The following is an 18,413-nucleotide window of genomic DNA, read 5'->3' on the forward strand; positions in this document are numbered from 1 at the left end:
CGTTATTCACGTCTATAACACCTCTTCCATCACCCAGACGCTGACGCTACCGCCGTTGCAGATAAACGTGCCGCAGCCGTTTTCGTCGGTTTCAATCACCTCCTGGCGGTTACCGAGGAAATCTTTCCAGCGTTTGTTGCCATAATTTTCGCCCAGCTCCAGCAACTTTACACCGTCATCGCCGTTCGATAGCACTACCACGCAACCCGGATCGTCTTCAGTACCGCTGCGGCTAAATGCAATGCAGTTCGGATGATCGAACCACAGGGTCTGGACTCCGTGGGCAAAGCGTTGACGGGCATCAATCAGCTCGTGCAGCTGTTCGATAACCGGCATCTCGATGCGATACGTTTGCCCGTCTCCGCCGGTATCTTCATAGATGGCGCCGAACAGGTCGGCGTAAAACACCGAGGGCACGCCGTTCTCACGCAGCAGGATCAATGCATAGGCCAGCGGCTTAAACCACGGCTCTACCGGTGCCTCAAGCGCCTGCAGCGGCTGGGTATCATGATTGGTCACCAGAGTGATGGCATGAAACGGGTCGGCTTCGACCAGCGTGCCGCTGAAAATCTGGCTCATATCGTAGTCGCGCCCCTGGCGGGAAGCTTCGTGAAACTTCATCTGTAGCGGGGCGTCAAACAGCATTGTTTTGCCGTCCACCATCGCGATGTACTGCTGGAGCTTATCGACTTCGTGCGACCAGTATTCGGCGACGATAAACAGCGGGGTGGTGGCCACCTCCTGGATGTGTTCGATCCACGCTTTGTAAAACCACGCGGGAATGTGCTTCACCGCATCGAGACGAAAACCATCGCAGCCGGTTTCTGCCATCACCCAGCGGGCCCAGTATTTCAGCTCTTCGGCGACCGCATGGTTACGAAAGTCGATATTCTCGCCCATCAGGTAATCAAAATTACCCATTTCGTCATCGACCTGGTCGCTCCAGCCTTCGGCGGTATAGTCGTTGACGATTTTAAAAACGCCGTCCTCATCGGGATTTTCAATGTGATCGACACCGCTAAAACAGGTGTAATCCCAGATGAACTGCGAATATTTCCCGCCCCGGACAGGGAAGGTGTAGCGCGTCCAGGCCTCACATTCGACAACGTCATCAGCAATCTGGGTACGATCCTGTTCGTCCACGCGCTGTACCCGGATCTGCTGTTTCTCATCCGCCCCCATTTTGTGGTTGAGCACCACATCAAGCAGTACGGCGATATCATGCTGTCGCAGCGCCGCGATGGCGGCCAGCAGCTGGGCTTTATCGCCATATTTGGTCGCCACGGATCCTTTTTGGTCGAACTCACCCAGATCGAACAGATCGTAACTGTCATAGCCGACGGAGTAGCCGCCAGAGGCGCCTTTATAGGCCGGCGGCAGCCAAATCATGTTAATACCAATCTCGTTGAGGTTCGGTGCCAGGGCTTCGACCTCGCGCCACAGCTCACCGCCGGTGGGGTAATACCAGTGAAAGCACTGCAACAACGTGGGGTTTTTCATCTTCCGTGCTCCAGACGTCATCAAGCTGACCTTTGCAGTATGAGATATCTCCAGCAAATCCGATGAATTTTCGCGAGTTTTCGCTATGTCCTAAATGGCAACGGTTATAATAATTCGGAATAAGATGTAGCGTATAGGTGTTGGTGCGTGCTGCTAAACGCCTTACACTACAGGAAAATATCACTGTTAGGGGTATCTATGAAATTAGCACTTCTGGGTCGTCAGGCGCTGATGGGCGCCATGGCCGTAGTCTTGATGGCAGGCGTCAGCAGCAAAACTTTCGCGGCAGAAAATCTGCTGGGGCAGATAAAAGATCGCGGTACGCTGCGTGTTGGCCTGGAAGGGACCTATCCGCCATTCAGCTATCAGGGCGACGACGGTAAACTGACCGGGTTCGAAGTTGAATTTGCCAATGAGCTGGCAAAACATCTCGGCGTGAAGGCTGACCTGAAACCGACCAAATGGGACGGTATGCTGGCTTCCCTCGATTCTAAACGTATCGATGTGGTCATTAACCAGGTGACGATTTCCGACCAGCGTAAGAAAAAGTATGACTTCTCTACCCCGTATACCGTCTCCGGTATTCAGGCGCTGGTGAAAAAGGGCAACGAAGGCATTATCAAAACCGCGGCTGACCTGAAAGGTAAAAAAGTCGGCGTTGGTCTGGGCACTAACTATGAAGAGTGGCTGCGCCAGAACGTGCAGGGCGTAGATATTCGTACTTATGATGATGACCCGACGAAATACCAGGATCTGCGCGTAGGACGTATCGATGCGATTCTGGTTGACCGCCTGGCGGCGCTGGATCTGGTGAAGAAAACCGGCAACACCCTCGCGGTCACCGGCGAGGCGTTCTCCCGTCAGGAATCTGGCGTGGCGCTGCGTAAAGGCAATGAAGACCTGCTGAAAGCGGTTGATGGCGCGATTGCAGAGATGCAGAAAGATGGCAGCCTGAAAGCGCTGTCGGAAAAATGGTTTGGCGCTGACGTGACACAATAACGGTCAGTGGTGAAAAAAGGCGCTTCTGATAGCGCCTTTTTTTATTTCGTCCGCCAGTACGTGCATAATAAAGATAACTGAGTCTGGAGGTACCATGTCACTGCAAAATTTAACGCGCTTCCCGCGCCTGGAACTGATCGGCGCACCGACGCCGCTGGAATATCTGCCGCGCTTGTCAGACCATCTGGGGCGCGAAATTTTTATCAAACGTGACGACGTAACCCCGCTCGCCATGGGGGGTAACAAACTGCGTAAGCTGGAGTTTCTGGCGGCAGATGCGCTGCGTGAAGGCGCCGATACGCTAATCACCGCTGGTGCGATTCAGTCGAACCACGTTCGTCAAACCGCCGCGGTGGCAGCGAAGCTGGGCCTGCACTGTGTGGCGTTGCTGGAAAACCCAATCGGCACCCGCGCGGAGAACTATCTGACCAACGGCAACCGTCTGCTGCTGGATCTGTTTAACACCCAGGTCGAGATGTGCGATGCGCTAACCGATCCGAATGCGCAACTGGAAGAGTTAGCGACCCGCATCGAAGCACAGGGCTATCGCCCGTATGTGATCCCGGTGGGGGGCTCTAATGCGCTTGGGGCGTTGGGGTATGTGGAAAGCGCGCTGGAAATTGCTCAGCAGTGCGAAGGGGCCGTCGAGATCTCATCCGTGGTCGTTGCCTCCGGCAGCGCGGGGACTCATGCCGGTCTTGCGGTAGGCCTCGAACAACTGATGCCCGACGCCGAGCTGATTGGGGTAACGGTGTCCCGCAAGGTCGCGGACCAGTTGCCGAAAGTGGTCGCGCTGCAGCAGGCGGTGGCCAACAGCCTTGAGCTACAGGCCAAAGCGGGCATTCAGCTCTGGGACGACTATTTCGCCCCTGGTTACGGCACGCCGAATGATGAAGGTATGGAAGCCGTGCGGCTGCTGGCGCAGCTGGAAGGTATTCTGTTGGATCCTGTTTATACCGGCAAAGCGATGGCAGGCCTGATTGATGGGATTAATCAGAAACGCTTTAAGGATGAAGGACCCATCTTATTTATTCACACTGGCGGAGCGCCGGCGTTGTTCGCCTATCATCCCCATATCTAAAGCAGAACATACAGAATGCAAGAGAGTATCCAACTGGTTATCGATTCCGCGCCGTTTCTGTTAAAGGGCGCGGTATTTACTCTACAGCTCAGTATCGGCGGCATGATTTTTGGCCTGATACTCGGCTTTATCCTCGCGTTAATGCGCATGTCGACGCTGTGGCCGGTGAAATGGCTGGCGAGGATGTATATCTCTATTTTTCGCGGCACCCCGCTGATCGCGCAGCTGTTTATGATCTACTACGGTCTGCCGCAGTTTGGTATTGAGCTGGATCCGATCCCGGCCGCGATGATTGGCCTGTCGCTGAATACCGCGGCCTACGCGGCAGAAACGCTGCGTGCGGCGATCGCCTCTATCGACAAAGGGCAGTGGGAAGCCGCGGCCAGTATCGGCATGACTCCGTGGCAAACGCTGCGTCGGGCCATTTTGCCGCAGGCCGCGCGGGTGGCCCTGCCGCCGCTCTCCAACAGTTTTATCAGCCTGGTGAAGGATACTTCGCTGGCGGCGACCATTCAGGTACCTGAGCTGTTCCGTCAGGCGCAGCTGATTACCTCGCGTACGCTGGAAGTGTTCACCATGTATCTTGCCGCATCGCTGATTTACTGGGTGATGGCGACGGTATTGTCTTCGCTGCAAAACTACTTTGAAAACCAGCTCAACCGCCAGGAGCGTGATCCAAAATGAGTGCCATTGACGTCAAAAACCTGGTGAAAAAATTCCATGGCCAGACGGTGCTGCACGGTATTGACCTCAATGTGCAGGAAGGGGAAGTGGTGGCCATTATTGGCCCCAGCGGTTCCGGTAAAACGACGTTGCTGCGCAGCATTAACCTGCTGGAACAGCCGGAAAGCGGAACCATTCGCGTGGGGGATGTCACAATTGATACCGCGCGCAGCCTCAGCCAGCAGAAAGGGCTGATTCGCCGCTTACGTCAGCATGTCGGTTTTGTGTTCCAGAACTTCAATCTGTTTCCACACCGCACGGTGCTGGAGAACATCATCGAAGGGCCGGTTATCGTCAAAGGTGAGGATAAAAACGAATCGATTGAACGTGCCCGGGACCTGCTGGCCAAAGTCGGGCTGACGGGTAAAGAAAACAGCTACCCGCGTCGTCTCTCCGGCGGACAGCAGCAGCGCGTAGCGATTGCCCGTGCGCTGGCGATGCGCCCGGACGTGATCCTCTTCGATGAACCGACCTCCGCGCTGGATCCGGAGCTGGTGGGTGAGGTGTTGAACACTATCCGCCAGCTGGCACAGGAGAAGCGCACGATGGTCATCGTGACCCATGAAATGAGCTTCGCCCGTGATGTGGCCGACCGCGCCATCTTTATGGACCAGGGGCGCATCATCGAGCAGGGCCCGGCAAAAGCGCTGTTTGCCAATCCTCAGCAGCCGCGTACCCGTCAGTTCCTTGAAAAATTCCTGATGCAGTAATCATCACCAGCCTGGAATCAGCCTTGACCGGCGGCGGCAATGCCGCTGGCCATCTCTGTATCCGACTCTCTGTTGCCCGCACCTGCCTGGCTAATCCTCAGGGCATCCAGCAAATCAATTAAGCACCGCTTACCAATTGGCGATTTTACCTCCGCACTGGCGAACCGATCCGCAAGACGTCCGCACCGAACCTGGCCCGCGAGGCTGCGGCAACATCGGTGACGGTAAAGCAGGAGGGCGACGCGCCGGAGGTTTCAGGGACGGGGCGGCGACTAAAGGCGTGCCGGCATCGGGAATATATCGTCGATTGTGAAGGCGGAGGCGACATACTCATCTCCTGTAACTGCTGGATTATCTCGCTAACGATCTAATAAGTGCGATGTATACGATATTTTATACATAGAAATAAGATTTATGTGTTAGTTTTCTGTATTTCTAATAATGATTATTACTTAGGGGTTATTTGCTCGGTTATGAGGGACAATGATTTTTTCAGCTGGCGGCGGGAAATGCTGCAACAATTCCAGTCATTCTCGTGTGGAGAAGAGGTTTATAATCTCCTGCAGCAACAAACTGAAGGCCTGGAATATGACTATTTTGCGCTATGCGTACGTCATCCCGTGCCTTTTACACGGCCAAGAATTACGCTGCAATCAACCTACCCACAGGCGTGGATGTCGCACTACCAGGCTGAGAATTTCTTCGCGATTGACCCGGTTCTACGCGCTGAGAATTTCCTGCGTGGTCACCTGCCGTGGAACGACAGCCTCTTTCGGGAAACGCCGGAGTTGTGGAACGGCGCGCGCGATCACGGTTTGTTGAAAGGGGTTACGCAGTGTCTGACTTTGCCGAATCACGCCCAGGGATTCCTGTCTGTTTCAGGCCAGCAGCGTGGTGCAGGACCGTATCCTGACGATGAACAAGAGATGCGCCTGAGGATACTGATCGAACTCAGTCTGCTGACGCTATTACGTCTGGAAGATGCGATGGTGATGCCGCCGGAAATGAAGTTTAGTCGGCGTGAACTGGAAATATTGAAATGGACCGCGGAAGGGAAAACATCCGCAGAAGTGGCGATTATTCTCTCGATCTCGGAAAACACCGTTAATTTTCATCAAAAGAATATGCAGCGCAAATTCAACGCACCAAATAAAACACAAATCGCCTGCTATGCAGTGGCGACTGGTTTAATTTGAGCCCGTAGGATGTTCTGCGTGTCAGACGTGGGGGACCGGCTGTCAGTGAGACTCACAGCCGGTTTGTTTTTACTGGCGGTAAGCTTGTTTAATTTGCTTAACGGTGCTGGAGAATACGGCAGCCTGAGCCTCGTCTTCCATCTGCGTGATCTGTTTTTCCATTTTAATAATCACACGACCAGCATCGGCCTGGCCCATTGCCTGGAGCATCAGCGTCAGCAGCGTTTTCAGGCAGGTCACTTCCTGTGCCAGTTCTTGATTATTTTCTGCAGTGGAAAAATCTGGAGTGCTCATCGATATCCTCGTTTGCTATCGGCGCATTTGCGCAATACTTACTGTTAAGGCGGCGCAGTATACCACAAGCGGCGGAAAAAAAAGGAGTGGGTAATATCTGTTCTCTCATCAGAGCTGTTAGCGCATTTAATTGACTGAATAATACGTATTCTTTCGCAAAAAAAGCCTTAATTACTACGTAAGGCTTTTTCACCGTTAATTATTGTTACATATTTTACATCCTATTTTTCAGATGCCTCAGACGTGACCTGACCGTCGTTTTTGTAGGGCAAATGTTAAAATTGAAGCGTAATACAACTTACTGTTATGTATAAGTTTCCAGTCGCTGTGCAAACAAATTGACAGACCAGGTTAAGAAACTTTCTGTCGGGCATTCTTTTGGCTTTTAAAGTGGCGATAAAACCCGGTAATATGTATGCGATAAGTTTTCTGTCGCGTTGTCCCTAATTCTGGAGATTATTCCTTTGATCAACGTCCTTCTTGTTGATGACCACGAGCTAGTGCGCGCAGGGATACGACGCATTCTGGAAGATATAAAAGGGATTAAGGTTGTCGGTGAAGCGAGTTGCGGCGAGGATGCCGTAAAATGGTGCCGCGCCAACTCCGTGGATGTTGTCCTGATGGACATGAACATGCCGGGGATTGGTGGTCTCGAAGCCACGCGTAAAATTGCGCGTTCCATCGTGGATACCAAAGTCATTATGCTCACCGTGCATACTGAAAATCCGCTGCCAGCGAAAGTGATGCAGGCTGGTGCTGCAGGCTACCTCAGCAAAGGTGCTGCGCCACAGGAAGTGGTGAATGCCATTCGTTGTGTCGCCTCCGGTCAGCGCTATATCGCATCTGATATCGCACAGCAAATGGCACTTAGTCAGATTGAGCCGGAAAAAACGGAATCACCGTTTGCCAGTTTGTCTGAACGTGAATTGCAGATTATGCTGATGATCACTAAAGGTCAGAAGGTGAATGAGATTTCAGAGCAGCTAAATCTGAGTCCTAAAACCGTCAACAGCTATCGTTATCGGATGTTCAGTAAATTAAACATCCATGGCGACGTCGAGCTGACCCACCTGGCAATTCGCCATGGCCTGTGCAATGCGGAGTCGTTAGCAAGTCAGTGAGTGATGTTTTTGACGCAAAAGCTTTCCTGAAGACGGTCACCAGCCAGCCGGGTGTCTACCGCATGTATGATGCTGGCGGCACCGTCATTTATGTTGGCAAAGCAAAAGATCTGAAAAAACGGCTGAGCAGCTATTTTCGGAGCAACCTGGCTTCGCGTAAAACCGAGGCATTGGTCGCGCTGATCGCGCAAATCGACGTCACCGTAACCCATACGGAAACGGAAGCCCTGCTGCTAGAGCACAACTACATTAAGCTCTATCAGCCGCGCTATAACGTGCTGCTGCGCGATGATAAATCCTATCCTTTTATATTCCTCAGTGGCGATACCCATCCTCGTCTGGCGATGCACCGTGGCGCGAAACACGCCCGGGGTGAATATTTCGGTCCTTTCCCGAATGGCTACGCGGTGCGTGAAACCCTTGCGCTGCTGCAAAAAATTTTCCCTGTCCGCCAGTGTGAGAACAGCGTGTACCGCAACCGGTCGCGTCCCTGTCTGCAGTATCAGATTGGCCGCTGCCTCGGCCCCTGCGTCGCAGGACTGGTCAGTGAAGAGGAGTACGCCCAGCAGGTTGACTATGTGCGGCTGTTCCTTGCGGGGAAAGACGATCAGGTACTCACGCAACTGATTGCCCGGATGGAAAAAGCCAGCCAGTCGCTGGCTTTTGAAGAAGCCGCGCGCATTCGCGATCAGATTCAGGCCGTGCGACGGGTCACCGAGAAACAGTTTGTCTCTAATACCGGTGACGACCTCGACGTTATCGGCGTCGCCTTTGAAGCCGGCATGGCCTGCGTCCACGTGCTGTTTATTCGCCAGGGCAAAGTGCTGGGCAGCCGGAGCTATTTTCCTAAGGTGCCCGGCGGGACCGAGCTTGGCGAAGTCGTGGAAACGTTTGTCGGGCAGTTCTACCTGCAAGGCAGCCAGATGCGGACCTTGCCAGGGGAGATTCTGCTCGACTTTGCGCTGGGCGATAAAACGCTGCTGGCAGATTCTCTCTCCGAGCTGGCAGGTCGTCGGGTCAACGTTCAGACCAAACCGCGCGGCGATCGGGCCCGCTATCTGAAGCTGGCACGCACGAACGCCGCCACGGCGCTGACCACCAAACTGTCACAACAGTCGACGATTCATCAACGTCTGCAGGCGCTAGCCAGCGTGCTCAAGCTTCCGGCAGTGAAGCGCATGGAATGTTTTGATATCAGCCATACCATGGGAGAGCAGACGGTGGCCTCTTGTGTGGTGTTCGATAGCAACGGGCCGCTGCGTGCGGAGTATCGGCGCTACAATATCACCGGGATCACCCCGGGCGATGATTATGCCGCGATGAACCAGGTACTACGCCGGCGCTATGGCAAAGCGATAGAAGAGGGCAAGATCCCGGATGTTATCCTGATCGATGGCGGTAAGGGTCAGCTGGGACAGGCGAAGAGCGTGTTTGCTGAGCTGGAGGTGCCGTGGGACAAGCATCATCCTCTATTATTAGGTGTAGCAAAAGGTAGCGATCGTAAAGCCGGGCTGGAAACGCTATTCTTCGAACCAGAGGGGGAGGGCTTTAACCTGCCGCCTGATTCACCGGCGTTGCACGTCATTCAACATATTCGCGATGAATCGCACGACCACGCCATTGCCGGACACCGTAAAAAACGGGCAAAAGTGAAAAGCACCAGTTCGCTGGAAACGATCGAAGGCGTGGGACCAAAACGCCGCCAGATGCTACTGAAGTACATGGGGGGTCTGCAGGGGTTGCAGCAAGCAAGCGTTGAGGAAATTGCTAAAGTACCGGGTATATCTCACGGTCTGGCAGAAAAGATCTTCTACTCGTTGAAACATTAGGGGCTCTGTAGCAACATAGGGCTAATTTTTACTTCTAACAAATAGTTACCCGTTACTATGCAATTTAATATCCCTACATTGCTGACTCTGTTTCGCGTCGTCCTGATTCCGTTCTTCGTGCTGGCGTTTTATCTCCCCTTTGCCTGGGCGCCGTTTGCCTGCGCACTGATCTTTTTCGTGGCGGCAGTGACCGACTGGTTTGACGGTTTCCTGGCGCGTCGTTGGAATCAGAGTACGCGTTTCGGCGCTTTCCTCGATCCGGTTGCTGACAAAGTGATGGTGGCGATTGCGATGGTGCTGGTGGTTGAGCATTACCACACCTGGTGGGTGACCTTGCCGGCGGCCACGATGATCGCGCGGGAAATTATTATTTCTGCACTGCGTGAGTGGATGGCGGAACTGGGCAAACGCAGCAGCGTGGCCGTTTCCTGGATCGGCAAAGTGAAAACCACCGCGCAGATGACGGCATTGGTGTGGATGCTGTGGCGGCCAAATATGTGGGTAGAGTGGGCCGGTATTGGGCTGTTTCTGGTGGCGGCGGTGCTGACGCTGTGGTCTATGCTGCAGTATTTAAACGCTGCGCGCGGAGATTTGCTTGATCAGTGATCGTTTCGGCGTAATTTTCAGCAAACGACACAATGATTTAAAAAATATCGTTGACTCATTTCTCCAGGTAAGTAGAATGCATCGCATCGAACGGCAGCACAGCTTGCCAGACGATAACAAAATCAAGTGATTAGCAAATTAGCTTGATATTGCGGGAATAGCTCAGTTGGTAGAGCACGACCTTGCCAAGGTCGGGGTCGCGAGTTCGAGTCTCGTTTCCCGCTCCAGGTTTAAAACATCGGCAATTGCGGGTGTTCAGATTTAAAGGCGCGTTAGCAAAGCGGTTATGTAGCGGATTGCAAATCCGTCTAGTCCGGTTCGACTCCGGAACGCGCCTCCAATTTACATCCCGAGCCCGGATGGTGGAATCGGTAGACACAAGGGATTTAAAATCCCTCGGCCATAGGCTGTACGAGTTCAAGTCTCGTTCCGGGTACCATTGGGATAAAACGAATAAAATCAATGATAAGCAGTGTCGTGAAACCACCTACGGGTGGTTTTTTTGTTTTTGTCCTTTTCTCACGGCTGTCCCACAAAACATGCGAGTGATGCTCCATTTTCAGCGGCCCAGCGTTAGCAAACGACGCTAAAATAGCGCCAGCAGCATGAAAGGCATTTAATCACCCTGACTGAACCCGCTGCCGGGTAGTTTTCTCCCGGCATTTCCGCTACTGTATGCGCCATTTTCTACCATGACGAGCCTGTTGATGAAAACCGGACCCCTGAACGAAAGCGAACTTGAATGGCTGGACGATATCCTGTCGAAATACGCCACCGATGGCGCCATCCTTGATGTCTCAGAGCTTGACGGCCTGCTGACGGCCATTCTCTCCGGCCCGAAAGAGATTGAACCGGCGCAGTGGCTGCTGGCTATCTGGGGCGGCGCAGACAACGTGCCGCGCTGGGCAAACGACCGCGAGCGTGACCATTTTGTAAACCTCACTCTGCAGCATATGAGCGATATTGCCGAGCGCCTTGAAGAGTATCCTGACCAGTTCGAACCGCTGTTCGGTACTCGTGAAGAGGAAGGGCAGGAGCTGACCATCGTTGAGGAGTGGTGCTTCGGTTATATGCGCGGCGTGGGACTTGGTGACTGGTCTGCATTGCCAGAAGAGCAGCAGGCGGCGCTGGACAGCATTGCCCTGCACGGCACAGAAGCGCAGTTTACGGCGGTTGAAGGGCTCTCTGTCGATGAGTTTATTGCCAGCGTTGACAATATTACCCCGGCAGCGCTCTCTCTGTATCACTACTGGACAGAACATGCCGAGCCAGAAGTGGTGGCGCAGCCTATCAGAAATGAGGCAAAAATCGGGCGGAATGACCCGTGCCCGTGCGGCAGCGGTAAAAAATATAAGCAGTGCTGCTTAGCTAAATAAAAAAGGGGCCATCTGGCCCCTTTTTTTATCCCACCGCCGGGAGCAACCCCGCGACGATGCTGAACTGAATCGCGATCACCGCGACACCACAAAACAGCACTAACCACAGCGCCAGCCCGCCTCCGGCGACCCGCCAGGCGGCCTGCGGATGCTGCTGACGGCTCTTCATCACCAGCAGCGACGGCAGTATCAGCGCCAGCACCGCCAGCGCGACGCCGGCATAGCCTAACGCCATCACAAACCCACGCGGATAGAACAAGGCAAAGGCCAACGGCGGCAGGAAGGTCAATGCGCCGCTTTGCAGACGACCGGCGGGGGTGTTTTTACGCTGGAACAGATCCGCCAGGTAATCAAACAGACCGAGCGCCACGCCGAGGAATGACGTCGCCAGGGCCAGATCAGCAAACAGATGTACCGCCAGCTCGACGTGCGGCGAAGCAACCACTTCACGCACCGCTTCTAACAGCCCGTTCAGGCCGGCATTCTTCGCCAGCAGCGCCGTAAAGGCAGGGGAATCAATGCTGCCGAGCGTCGCCAGCTGCCAGAAAATATAGGCCACCAGCGGGATAAAACTACCGATGATAAAGACCCGGCGCAGCTTACGAATATCGCCGTTGAGATAGCTGACGATGCTCGGCACGCTGCCGTGAAAACCAAAAGAGGTGAAAATCACCGGTATCGCTGACAGCGCAAGGCCCTGCTGGAGCGGTAAGGTCAGCAGATTGATCTGGTGAATATGCGGTAACAGCAGCGCCAGCATAATGGCGAGGAAAATAATCTTGGCGCTGAACAGAAAGCGGTTAAACAGGTCGACCAACGAGGTGCCAAGGCAGACAATCGCGCCACCCACGGCGGTAAACAGCAGTACGCCACCCGCCGGAGGAAGCGTCCAGCCCAGCCATTGGTTGAGGCTGGATGCCAGCAGCTCGCCCGCGCCGCTAATATAGGCAGCGGTAAGCGCATACATCAGGAACAACATGCACAGACCGGTCACCCACTGACCGTAACGACCGAGATAACGCGCGGCCAGCGACCCGAGCCCCATATCTGCCGGTACGTGCTGATAGACTTCCAGCAGCAGCAACGCGGTGTAACACATCAACGCCCACAGCGCGATCAGCAGGCAGAATGTGACCCCAAAACCCACGCCCGCTGAAGCCAGCGGCATTGCTAACATCCCTGCGCCGATGGTGGTTCCGGCGACGATTAAAATACTACCAAGAGTGCGGTTCTTCACGTTTTTCTCTATCCATGAAGGAATAAGCAATAAAATATGTCGCGCAGAGTATGTGAAATTGGCACGTTCGTCAAATGAGGGTTACAGTGCCTGTAATCATAGGTTTACATGATCGGCTGGTTGCCCGAAGACTGCGCTGGCGCAACATGTTCACCGGTTGGCCCGGCTATGCTGTGCGTTTTACAGGAGGCGTTATGTCATCGATTCATGGTCATGAAGTGCTGCAGATGATGCTTGCTTCAGGGGAGCATTACACTACCGACAGTCTTGAAGCGGCAATTAGCGCGCGTTTTGGCGCCGATGCCCGTTTTCATACCTGTTCGGCACAAAATTTAAGCGCGGCGGAGCTGGTGGCTTTTCTGCAGAAAAAAGGGAAATTTATTGCTGAAGAGTCGGGCTTTAATACCCGGGAAAGTAAAATCTGCCGTCATTAACAGGGCGGCGAAGCGCTGCCTCGCCGCCGTAATAATTAATTCTGGGTGTCGAGCGTAGCCAGTTCTTTATCAATAAAGTACAGACCTTCGCCGCTTTTACCGGCGAGGGTAAGCTTATCAATAACGGATTTAAATAATTTCTCTTCTTCGTGCTGCTCAGCAACATACCACTGCAGGAAATTAAAGGTCGGATAATCCTGATTGGTCATCGCCGCGTGGGCCAGCTCATTAATTTTCTGCGTAATCAGCTGCTCGTGTTCGTAGGTGACACGGAACAGATCGTCCAGCGACGCGTACTCGGCAAACGGTGAAGCAATGGTGTTGATGCAAGGCAGGCTGCCGGTGTCGGTCAGGTAATCAAACAGGCGCTGCATGTGGGTCATCTCTTCCTGGGCATGACGACGCAGGAAGGCGGCCGCACCTTCAAAGCTGTGGTAGCTGCACCATGCGCTCATTTGCTGATACAGCAGAGAAGAATAAAGCTCGAGGTTCATCTGCTCATTCAGTTTATCGATCATTTCTGTTTTCAGCATAGCGTGTGCTCCGAAAATAAAGGCTAAAGATTATTGTGGGGTTACTATAATTTGTTATTAATTTATTTGCAAAAAGTAAATTAAAAAATGTATTTATTAAAAATGATAATGGGAATAAAACGCATTGGCAATTTAATAATAAATGAGAATGGTTTTGGTTTAATATTTTAATTACCTGCTATTAGCAATAATAAAGTGCAAGTGATACGCCATTCACCTCCAGAGTGTGTGGGTATCCGCTTCTGTATCCTGCGAGAGCCCTCGTAGAAGCGCGGGGCGTTAGCGGCAACAAGAAGGCAAAAATGTGAAGCACTACGTAATTTATAAAACAACTTTTCATAAAATTTGAAAGTGCGTTTGTTAAGTAGTAGAGTCTTTCACAACGCTAACGAACTACTGCGGGAGTACCCGCGCAGCATTCAGGAGAGTAAAGCATGAAAATCGCATTGATGATGGAAAACAGCCAGGCCAGCAAAAACGCTACCATCCTCAACGAGTTAAACGCCGTTGCTGATGAAAAAGGTTTCCCGGTATACAACGTCGGGATGAGCGATGAGCAGGACCATCATCTGACCTATATCCACCTGGGCATCATGGCCAGCATTCTGTTGAACTCGAAAGCGGTGGACTTCGTTGTCACCGGTTGTGGTACCGGACAGGGCGCGCTGATGTCTCTGAACATCCACCCGGGTGTTGTCTGCGGCTACTGTATTGATCCTGCTGATGCCTTCCTGTTTGCTCAGATCAATAACGGTAACGCGCTGTCTCTGCCTTTCGCCAAAGGTTTTGGCTGGGGCGCGGAGCTGAACGTACGCTTTATCTTTGAAAAAGCCTTCACTGGCCGTAAAGGCGAAGGCTACCCGCCGGAGCGTAAAGAGCCGCAGGTTCGCAACGCCGGCATTCTGAACACCGTTAAAGCGGCCGTGGTTAAAGAGAACTATCTGGATACCCTGCGCGCTATCGACCCGGAACTGGTCAAAACGGCGGTTTCCGGCCCACGCTTCCAGCAGTGCTTCTTTGAAAACTGCCAGGACAAAGAGATCGAAGCCTTCGTGCGTCAGATCGTCGGCTAATCGCGTTTACTCGAGTATAAAGAGGGCCAGCTGCTGCTGGCCCTTTCTGTTTTATCTCTTCTGTTTCTTCGACACGCTGCTGCCGGCATCTTTGGTCAGGCGCAGGCTATCCACCATTCCCACCAGACAAATCAGCGCAATAAACACGAAAGAGAGGCGGAAGCTCACTCCCGGCACGCTGGTCAGGTTCAACCACTCGCTGGCTTTTTCCCCGATGCGGATCCCGATGGCGCCAAGGGTGATCCCTAGACCGACGGCCAGCTGCGAAGCGGTACTGAACAGGGTGTTGGCGTAGCTCATTTGTGGCGACGGCACATCGGCGAAGGCCAGAGTACTGACGCCGGTGAACTGGATCGAACGAAATACGCCGCCGAGGTACAGAATCAGGCAAATCAACCATACCGGCGTTTCTGGAGTTAAGAACGCGCAGGCCAGCAACGACAGCACGTTTAACGCGCCGTTGATCAGCAGCAAACGACGAAAGCCCAGCCAGCGAATCAGCGGCGTAGTGGCCGGTTTAATCGTGAAGTTGCCGACAAACACCGCCAGCACCAGTAGCCCGGAGTGGAAGGGATCCATGCCAAAACCAACCTGAAACAGCAACGGCAGCAGGAAGGGGACGGCGCTGATTGAGGCGCGGAACAGCGACCCGCCATACATCGTAACCCGGAAGGTAGGGATCTGCAGCGCGTCCAGGCGCACCATCGGCCAGGCCGCGCGGCGAAAATGGCGCAGTGAAAACAGCATACAGGCGATCCCCAATCCCAGCAGGGCGAGGGTGGCCCAGCCTTGAGGCTGAGTATCGCCGAGCAGCTCCATCGCGCTCACCAGGCTGACCATCGCTACCGAGGTCGCCAGGAAACCGGGAAGGTCGAAGGGACGCCGTTCCTCTTCCCGGATGTTCGGGATAATGCGCAGCGACAGCGCGATAGCGATCAATCCGAGGGGAACATTGATAAAGAATATCCAGTGCCAGCTGGCATAGCTGGTGATAAAGCCGCCCAGCGGCGGGCCGATGATCGGGGCAACCAGCGCGGGCCAGGTCAGGGTGGCAATCGCTTTGATCAGCTGATCCTTGGGCGTGGTGCGCAGCACCGCCAGTCGGCCAACCGGAACCATCAGCGCGCCGCCCATGCCCTGAAGAACGCGCATGGCGACAAAGCTGTCGACGTTGGTAGAGAAGCCGCAAAAGACCGAGGCCAGCGTAAATATTGCCAGCGCGAGGGTGAAGATTTTTCGGGCGCCAAAGCGATCGGCAATCCAGCCGCTGGCCGGGATCAGTACCGCCAGCGTAATCAGGTAGGCGCTGATACCGATATTGAGGTCAACCGCCGCGACGCCAAAATCCTTCGCCATATCCGGTAACGCGGTGGCGATCACCGTACCGTCGAGAAACTCCATGAAAAAGGCCCCGGCGACCAGCAACGCCGGAGCCGAGAAGGCGCGGTCTTCCCGGGAAGAGATATCTGTACTCATTGTGTCTGCCATAGCAAGGTGAGGTTAGCCGCGAAGTACGCCCCAGACGCGTTACGCGTACCTTCCTCATTTTGTTTATTTTTTAAATTATACTTGTAATAAAAATGTGATTTGTAGCAAATTTCTATTGATTTATGTGACGCAAGTCATATTATAGCCCCATCGATAGTAACACCTGCATAACAAAATAACGGAGTCACTCCATGAAGTTGCGCAAAATCCTGAAGAGCATGTTCGAACAATATTGCAAAACCTTCAAAGATGTACCGCCTGCCGGTATGTTCTGATAAAAAAACCTGCTGCGGCAGGTTTTTTTATCTCTCGGAATTTAGGTTACTATTACGCTCCTCGAAATAGGAGTAATAAATGTCTCAACACCTCACTGAACAAGACGAACTGGTCTCTGACGTTGTCGCCTGCCAGCTAGTTATCAAACAGATCCTCGACGTCATTGATGTTATCGCCCCTGTTGAAGTGCGCGAGAAGATGACCACGCAACTGAAAGCCATCGATTTCGCCAGCCATCCAGCCTCCGCCGATCCGGTAACGCTGCGTGCGGTGCAAAAAGCCATTGCCCTGATAGAACTGAAATTTACGCCGCAGGGCGAAGCGCACTAAAAGCAGACGCCCCGCCAGAATCCTGGCGGGGCGTGAACACCGATTAATGAGAAGCAACGGGACTGATCTGGGTCGCTTGCTCATCCCTGAATAGCTTACTGTTACCCCAGCACTCTTCATAACGATGGCCGACTAAGCCTTCCACTACGATGCGCACATCGGACGGGATATCGCTAATCTTGCCGCCAGCCTTAATTCGCGCCACTTCCTGCAGCACTATCAGGTGTGCTTTGCGATCCAGCTTCATCTGCTTACTGAAGACAATCGCCGCCAGCGCCAGCAGGATCACGCCGCTACAGAAGACCACTGCAATCGCGGTCACCGCGCTTTCAGGCTGCGTATGCGCTTTTGACTGGAAGCCGTAGTAACTGAGAATAGCGCCCATGGTGAAGACGATAATCGAACGCAAAATTTTACCGGAGAAGGTCATCGCACCGGCATAAATCCCTTCGCGACGACGGCCGGTATAGATCTCATCGACATCGGCGAGGAAGGTATAGACGGTCCACGGAATGTAGTACACGCCGCCGGTACCCAGGCCAAACAGCACGGTGATCCCGAACATCAAAATAGTTGCCAGGTGCGACGGCAGGTGGAAGAACCACAGCGAGGTGTAGAGCAACACGGAGAAAATAACGATGCTCAGCGCCAGGATGTAGGGCTTGCTGAACCCCTTTTTCACACACAGGCCGATAAACAATGCGGTGGAGACCAGTTGCAGGATGGAGTTCAGGCTGTTCAGCCCGGCAACCATCGCCGGATCGTGCTGCAGCACAAAGATCACGAAGTAGGTAAAGATCGAGGCAAACAGCCATTCTGCGCCGAAACCACAGAGATACATGCCGAGGTGTTTACGGAATACCCGCAGATAAAAGGTCGAGATCATATCTTTCGCCAGCGTCGACAACGTCGCCAGCAGGCTTTTTTTCTTGTTAACCGCATGGTCTTCTTCACGCGGACGTTCCCAGCTGCAGAACCACAGGCAGGAGATGGCGATAATCAGAATCAGGCCATAGGTCACCCCGGTAAGGAAGAATGGAGTGGCTGAATCTTTGCCGTACAGAAGGATAAACTGGCCCGGAATAAAGGCCGCCAGGAAGTTGGCCAGCTTACCGAAAATCGCCTTATAACCGGTAAGTTTTGAGCGCAATGCGAAATCATCAGTCATTTCTGTGGCTAATGTTTCGTAAGGCACCATAACTGATGTATAAATGATTTCGAAGATGACGTAAGTACACAGGTAGTACCAGAAGCTGAGGCCTTCAACCCACAGCAGCGGGTAGAACATCATCAGTGGAATACCAATCAACAAGAAGAAACGCCGCCGTCCGAAGCGTTTGCCAAGCCGTGTTTTACCGAAATTATCGGTAAGATAACCCATCAGCGGGTTACTAATCGCGTCAATAATGCTGGCGACGGAAAAGATAAATGCCGCCTCGATCAGCGTCAGGCCGCAGAACGTCGTATAGAAATACAATAGCCAGGCGCCGCTGATTGCCAGCGCGCCACTTCCCAGTAAGTTACCGCCGCCGTAGGCTAGCTGATGGCGTAACAAAATCGGTCTTCCCTGCAACGCTTGTGAGGTTGAAGCCGTATCTCTTGCCATT

The 18,413-nt window shown here is 53.4% G+C and carries 19 protein-coding genes, 3 tRNA genes and 1 pseudogene; 16 read left to right on the forward strand and 7 right to left on the reverse strand.

Annotated features, from left to right (window positions below; all coding sequences use genetic code 11):
- Positions 1-12 precede the first annotated feature (12 nt).
- The gene (gene amyA / locus HF679_RS02585; protein WP_187042584.1) at positions 13-1,500 is read right to left on the reverse strand and encodes an alpha-amylase; all 1,488 of its coding nucleotides are present in this window, start codon (positions 1,498-1,500) and stop codon (positions 13-15) included.
- Positions 1,501-1,698: 198 nt separating this feature from the next.
- Here amyA and tcyJ point away from each other — a divergent pair, with 198 nt between their 5' ends.
- The 5 genes from tcyJ to sdiA all read left to right on the forward strand — a co-directional run bounded on the left by tcyJ (position 1,699) and on the right by sdiA (position 6,209).
- Positions 1,699-2,499, forward strand: coding sequence for a cystine ABC transporter substrate-binding protein (gene tcyJ, locus HF679_RS02590; protein ID WP_123754947.1), 801 nt, complete (start codon positions 1,699-1,701; stop codon positions 2,497-2,499).
- 94 nt (positions 2,500-2,593) lie between these two features.
- On the forward strand, positions 2,594-3,580 hold the full coding sequence (gene dcyD, locus HF679_RS02595) for a D-cysteine desulfhydrase (RefSeq protein ID WP_123754946.1): 987 nt from the start codon (positions 2,594-2,596) through the stop codon (positions 3,578-3,580).
- A 15-nt stretch (positions 3,581-3,595) separates the two neighbouring features.
- Positions 3,596-4,264, forward strand: a complete 669-nt coding sequence (gene tcyL / locus HF679_RS02600; RefSeq protein WP_123754945.1) for a cystine ABC transporter permease — start codon at positions 3,596-3,598, stop codon at positions 4,262-4,264.
- Entirely contained in the window at positions 4,261-5,013 is a 753-nt protein-coding gene (tcyN, locus tag HF679_RS02605; protein WP_123754944.1) for an L-cystine ABC transporter ATP-binding protein TcyN, read from the forward strand. Before tcyL ends, tcyN begins: the two co-directional genes overlap by 4 nt.
- 473 nt (positions 5,014-5,486) lie before the next feature.
- A complete protein-coding gene (gene sdiA, locus HF679_RS02610) occupies positions 5,487-6,209 on the forward strand; it encodes a transcriptional regulator SdiA (protein ID WP_187042585.1) in 723 nt (240 codons plus the stop codon).
- A gap of 69 nt (positions 6,210-6,278) precedes the next feature.
- Here the strand turns inward: sdiA and HF679_RS02615 are convergent, their stop codons facing one another.
- Positions 6,279-6,503, reverse strand: coding sequence for a DUF2594 family protein (locus tag HF679_RS02615; protein ID WP_004864152.1), 225 nt, complete (start codon positions 6,501-6,503; stop codon positions 6,279-6,281).
- Positions 6,504-6,967: 464 nt separating this feature from the next.
- Here HF679_RS02615 and uvrY point away from each other — a divergent pair, with 464 nt between their 5' ends.
- The 7 genes from uvrY (at position 6,968) to HF679_RS02650 (ending at position 11,435) form a co-directional block, all read left to right on the forward strand.
- Positions 6,968-7,624 carry a UvrY/SirA/GacA family response regulator transcription factor gene (gene uvrY, locus HF679_RS02620; RefSeq protein WP_123754942.1) on the forward strand — a complete coding sequence of 219 codons (657 nt, stop codon included), beginning with the start codon at positions 6,968-6,970 and terminating at the stop codon, positions 7,622-7,624.
- Positions 7,621-9,453 (forward strand): excinuclease ABC subunit UvrC, encoded by a 1,833-nt coding sequence (uvrC, locus tag HF679_RS02625; protein WP_174508008.1) that lies wholly within the window; start codon positions 7,621-7,623, stop codon positions 9,451-9,453. The genes uvrY and uvrC overlap by 4 nt, the downstream gene beginning before the upstream one ends.
- Positions 9,454-9,510: 57 nt before the next feature.
- Positions 9,511-10,059: a CDP-diacylglycerol--glycerol-3-phosphate 3-phosphatidyltransferase gene (pgsA, locus tag HF679_RS02630; protein ID WP_123754940.1), complete on the forward strand. Its 549-nt coding sequence runs from the start codon at positions 9,511-9,513 to the stop codon at positions 10,057-10,059.
- Between the two features lie 151 nt (positions 10,060-10,210).
- A tRNA-Gly gene (locus HF679_RS02635) sits at positions 10,211-10,286 on the forward strand.
- A 39-nt stretch (positions 10,287-10,325) separates the two neighbouring features.
- Positions 10,326-10,399, forward strand: a tRNA-Cys gene (locus tag HF679_RS02640).
- A 13-nt stretch (positions 10,400-10,412) separates the two neighbouring features.
- Positions 10,413-10,498 (forward strand) — tRNA-Leu (locus HF679_RS02645).
- Between the two features lie 268 nt (positions 10,499-10,766).
- Positions 10,767-11,435, forward strand: a complete 669-nt coding sequence (locus tag HF679_RS02650; protein WP_123755508.1) for a YecA family protein — start codon at positions 10,767-10,769, stop codon at positions 11,433-11,435.
- A gap of 25 nt (positions 11,436-11,460) precedes the next feature.
- On the opposite strand, the gene tyrP is transcribed toward HF679_RS02650, so the two are convergent.
- The gene (gene tyrP, locus HF679_RS02655) at positions 11,461-12,672 is read right to left on the reverse strand and encodes a tyrosine transporter TyrP (RefSeq protein ID WP_123754939.1); all 1,212 of its coding nucleotides are present in this window, start codon (positions 12,670-12,672) and stop codon (positions 11,461-11,463) included.
- 194 nt (positions 12,673-12,866) lie between these two features.
- Between tyrP and HF679_RS02660 the strand changes: the two genes are divergently transcribed.
- Positions 12,867-13,106, forward strand: coding sequence for a YecH family metal-binding protein (locus HF679_RS02660; RefSeq protein WP_123754938.1), 240 nt, complete (start codon positions 12,867-12,869; stop codon positions 13,104-13,106).
- A 35-nt stretch (positions 13,107-13,141) separates the two neighbouring features.
- Here the strand turns inward: HF679_RS02660 and ftnA are convergent, their stop codons facing one another.
- Together ftnA and HF679_RS24795 are read right to left on the reverse strand one after the other, a co-directional pair.
- Positions 13,142-13,639, reverse strand: a complete 498-nt coding sequence (gene ftnA, locus HF679_RS02665) for a non-heme ferritin (RefSeq protein ID WP_123754937.1) — start codon at positions 13,637-13,639, stop codon at positions 13,142-13,144.
- A 64-nt stretch (positions 13,640-13,703) separates the two neighbouring features.
- A pseudogene (locus HF679_RS24795) lies at positions 13,704-13,806 on the reverse strand (hypothetical protein); the annotation flags it as partial.
- A 267-nt stretch (positions 13,807-14,073) separates the two neighbouring features.
- Between HF679_RS24795 and HF679_RS02675 the strand changes: the two are divergent.
- Positions 14,074-14,712 carry an RpiB/LacA/LacB family sugar-phosphate isomerase gene (locus tag HF679_RS02675; protein ID WP_123754936.1) on the forward strand — a complete coding sequence of 213 codons (639 nt, stop codon included), beginning with the start codon at positions 14,074-14,076 and terminating at the stop codon, positions 14,710-14,712.
- Between the two features lie 51 nt (positions 14,713-14,763).
- On the opposite strand, the gene HF679_RS02680 is transcribed toward HF679_RS02675, so the two are convergent.
- Positions 14,764-16,188, reverse strand: coding sequence for an MFS transporter (locus HF679_RS02680; protein ID WP_123754935.1), 1,425 nt, complete (start codon positions 16,186-16,188; stop codon positions 14,764-14,766).
- A 203-nt stretch (positions 16,189-16,391) separates the two neighbouring features.
- Here HF679_RS02680 and azuC point away from each other — a divergent pair, with 203 nt between their 5' ends.
- Both azuC and HF679_RS02690 read left to right on the forward strand, forming a co-directional pair.
- On the forward strand, positions 16,392-16,475 hold the full coding sequence (gene azuC / locus HF679_RS02685) for a stress response protein AzuC (protein WP_015583995.1): 84 nt from the start codon (positions 16,392-16,394) through the stop codon (positions 16,473-16,475).
- 79 nt (positions 16,476-16,554) lie between these two features.
- Positions 16,555-16,806, forward strand: a complete 252-nt coding sequence (locus HF679_RS02690) for a DUF2766 family protein (protein ID WP_004864113.1) — start codon at positions 16,555-16,557, stop codon at positions 16,804-16,806.
- 43 nt (positions 16,807-16,849) lie between these two features.
- Here the strand turns inward: HF679_RS02690 and HF679_RS02695 are convergent, their stop codons facing one another.
- Complete coding sequence (locus tag HF679_RS02695; protein WP_174508142.1) at positions 16,850-18,361, reverse strand: MFS transporter; 1,512 nt, start codon at positions 18,359-18,361, stop codon at positions 16,850-16,852.
- Positions 18,362-18,413: the final 52 nt, after the last annotated feature.

Origin of the sequence: Enterobacter sp. JUb54 (assembly GCF_014298075.1) — a bacterium.
Taxonomy (GTDB): domain Bacteria; phylum Pseudomonadota; class Gammaproteobacteria; order Enterobacterales; family Enterobacteriaceae; genus Klebsiella; species Klebsiella lignicola.

Coding starts and splice junctions, on each gene's coding strand:
- amyA (WP_187042584.1), bottom strand. CDS start 1,500: ATGAAAAACCCCACGTTGTTGCAGTGCTTTCACTGGTATTACCCCACC.
- tcyJ (WP_123754947.1), top strand. CDS start 1,699: ATGAAATTAGCACTTCTGGGTCGTCAGGCGCTGATGGGCGCCATGGCC.
- dcyD (WP_123754946.1), top strand. CDS start 2,594: ATGTCACTGCAAAATTTAACGCGCTTCCCGCGCCTGGAACTGATCGGC.
- tcyL (WP_123754945.1), top strand. CDS start 3,596: ATGCAAGAGAGTATCCAACTGGTTATCGATTCCGCGCCGTTTCTGTTA.
- tcyN (WP_123754944.1), top strand. CDS start 4,261: ATGAGTGCCATTGACGTCAAAAACCTGGTGAAAAAATTCCATGGCCAG.
- sdiA (WP_187042585.1), top strand. CDS start 5,487: ATGAGGGACAATGATTTTTTCAGCTGGCGGCGGGAAATGCTGCAACAA.
- HF679_RS02615 (WP_004864152.1), bottom strand. CDS start 6,503: ATGAGCACTCCAGATTTTTCCACTGCAGAAAATAATCAAGAACTGGCA.
- pgsA (WP_123754940.1), top strand. CDS start 9,511: ATGCAATTTAATATCCCTACATTGCTGACTCTGTTTCGCGTCGTCCTG.
- HF679_RS02650 (WP_123755508.1), top strand. CDS start 10,767: ATGAAAACCGGACCCCTGAACGAAAGCGAACTTGAATGGCTGGACGAT.
- HF679_RS02660 (WP_123754938.1), top strand. CDS start 12,867: ATGTCATCGATTCATGGTCATGAAGTGCTGCAGATGATGCTTGCTTCA.
- ftnA (WP_123754937.1), bottom strand. CDS start 13,639: ATGCTGAAAACAGAAATGATCGATAAACTGAATGAGCAGATGAACCTC.
- HF679_RS02675 (WP_123754936.1), top strand. CDS start 14,074: ATGAAAATCGCATTGATGATGGAAAACAGCCAGGCCAGCAAAAACGCT.
- HF679_RS02680 (WP_123754935.1), bottom strand. CDS start 16,188: ATGAGTACAGATATCTCTTCCCGGGAAGACCGCGCCTTCTCGGCTCCG.
- azuC (WP_015583995.1), top strand. CDS start 16,392: ATGAAGTTGCGCAAAATCCTGAAGAGCATGTTCGAACAATATTGCAAA.
- HF679_RS02690 (WP_004864113.1), top strand. CDS start 16,555: ATGTCTCAACACCTCACTGAACAAGACGAACTGGTCTCTGACGTTGTC.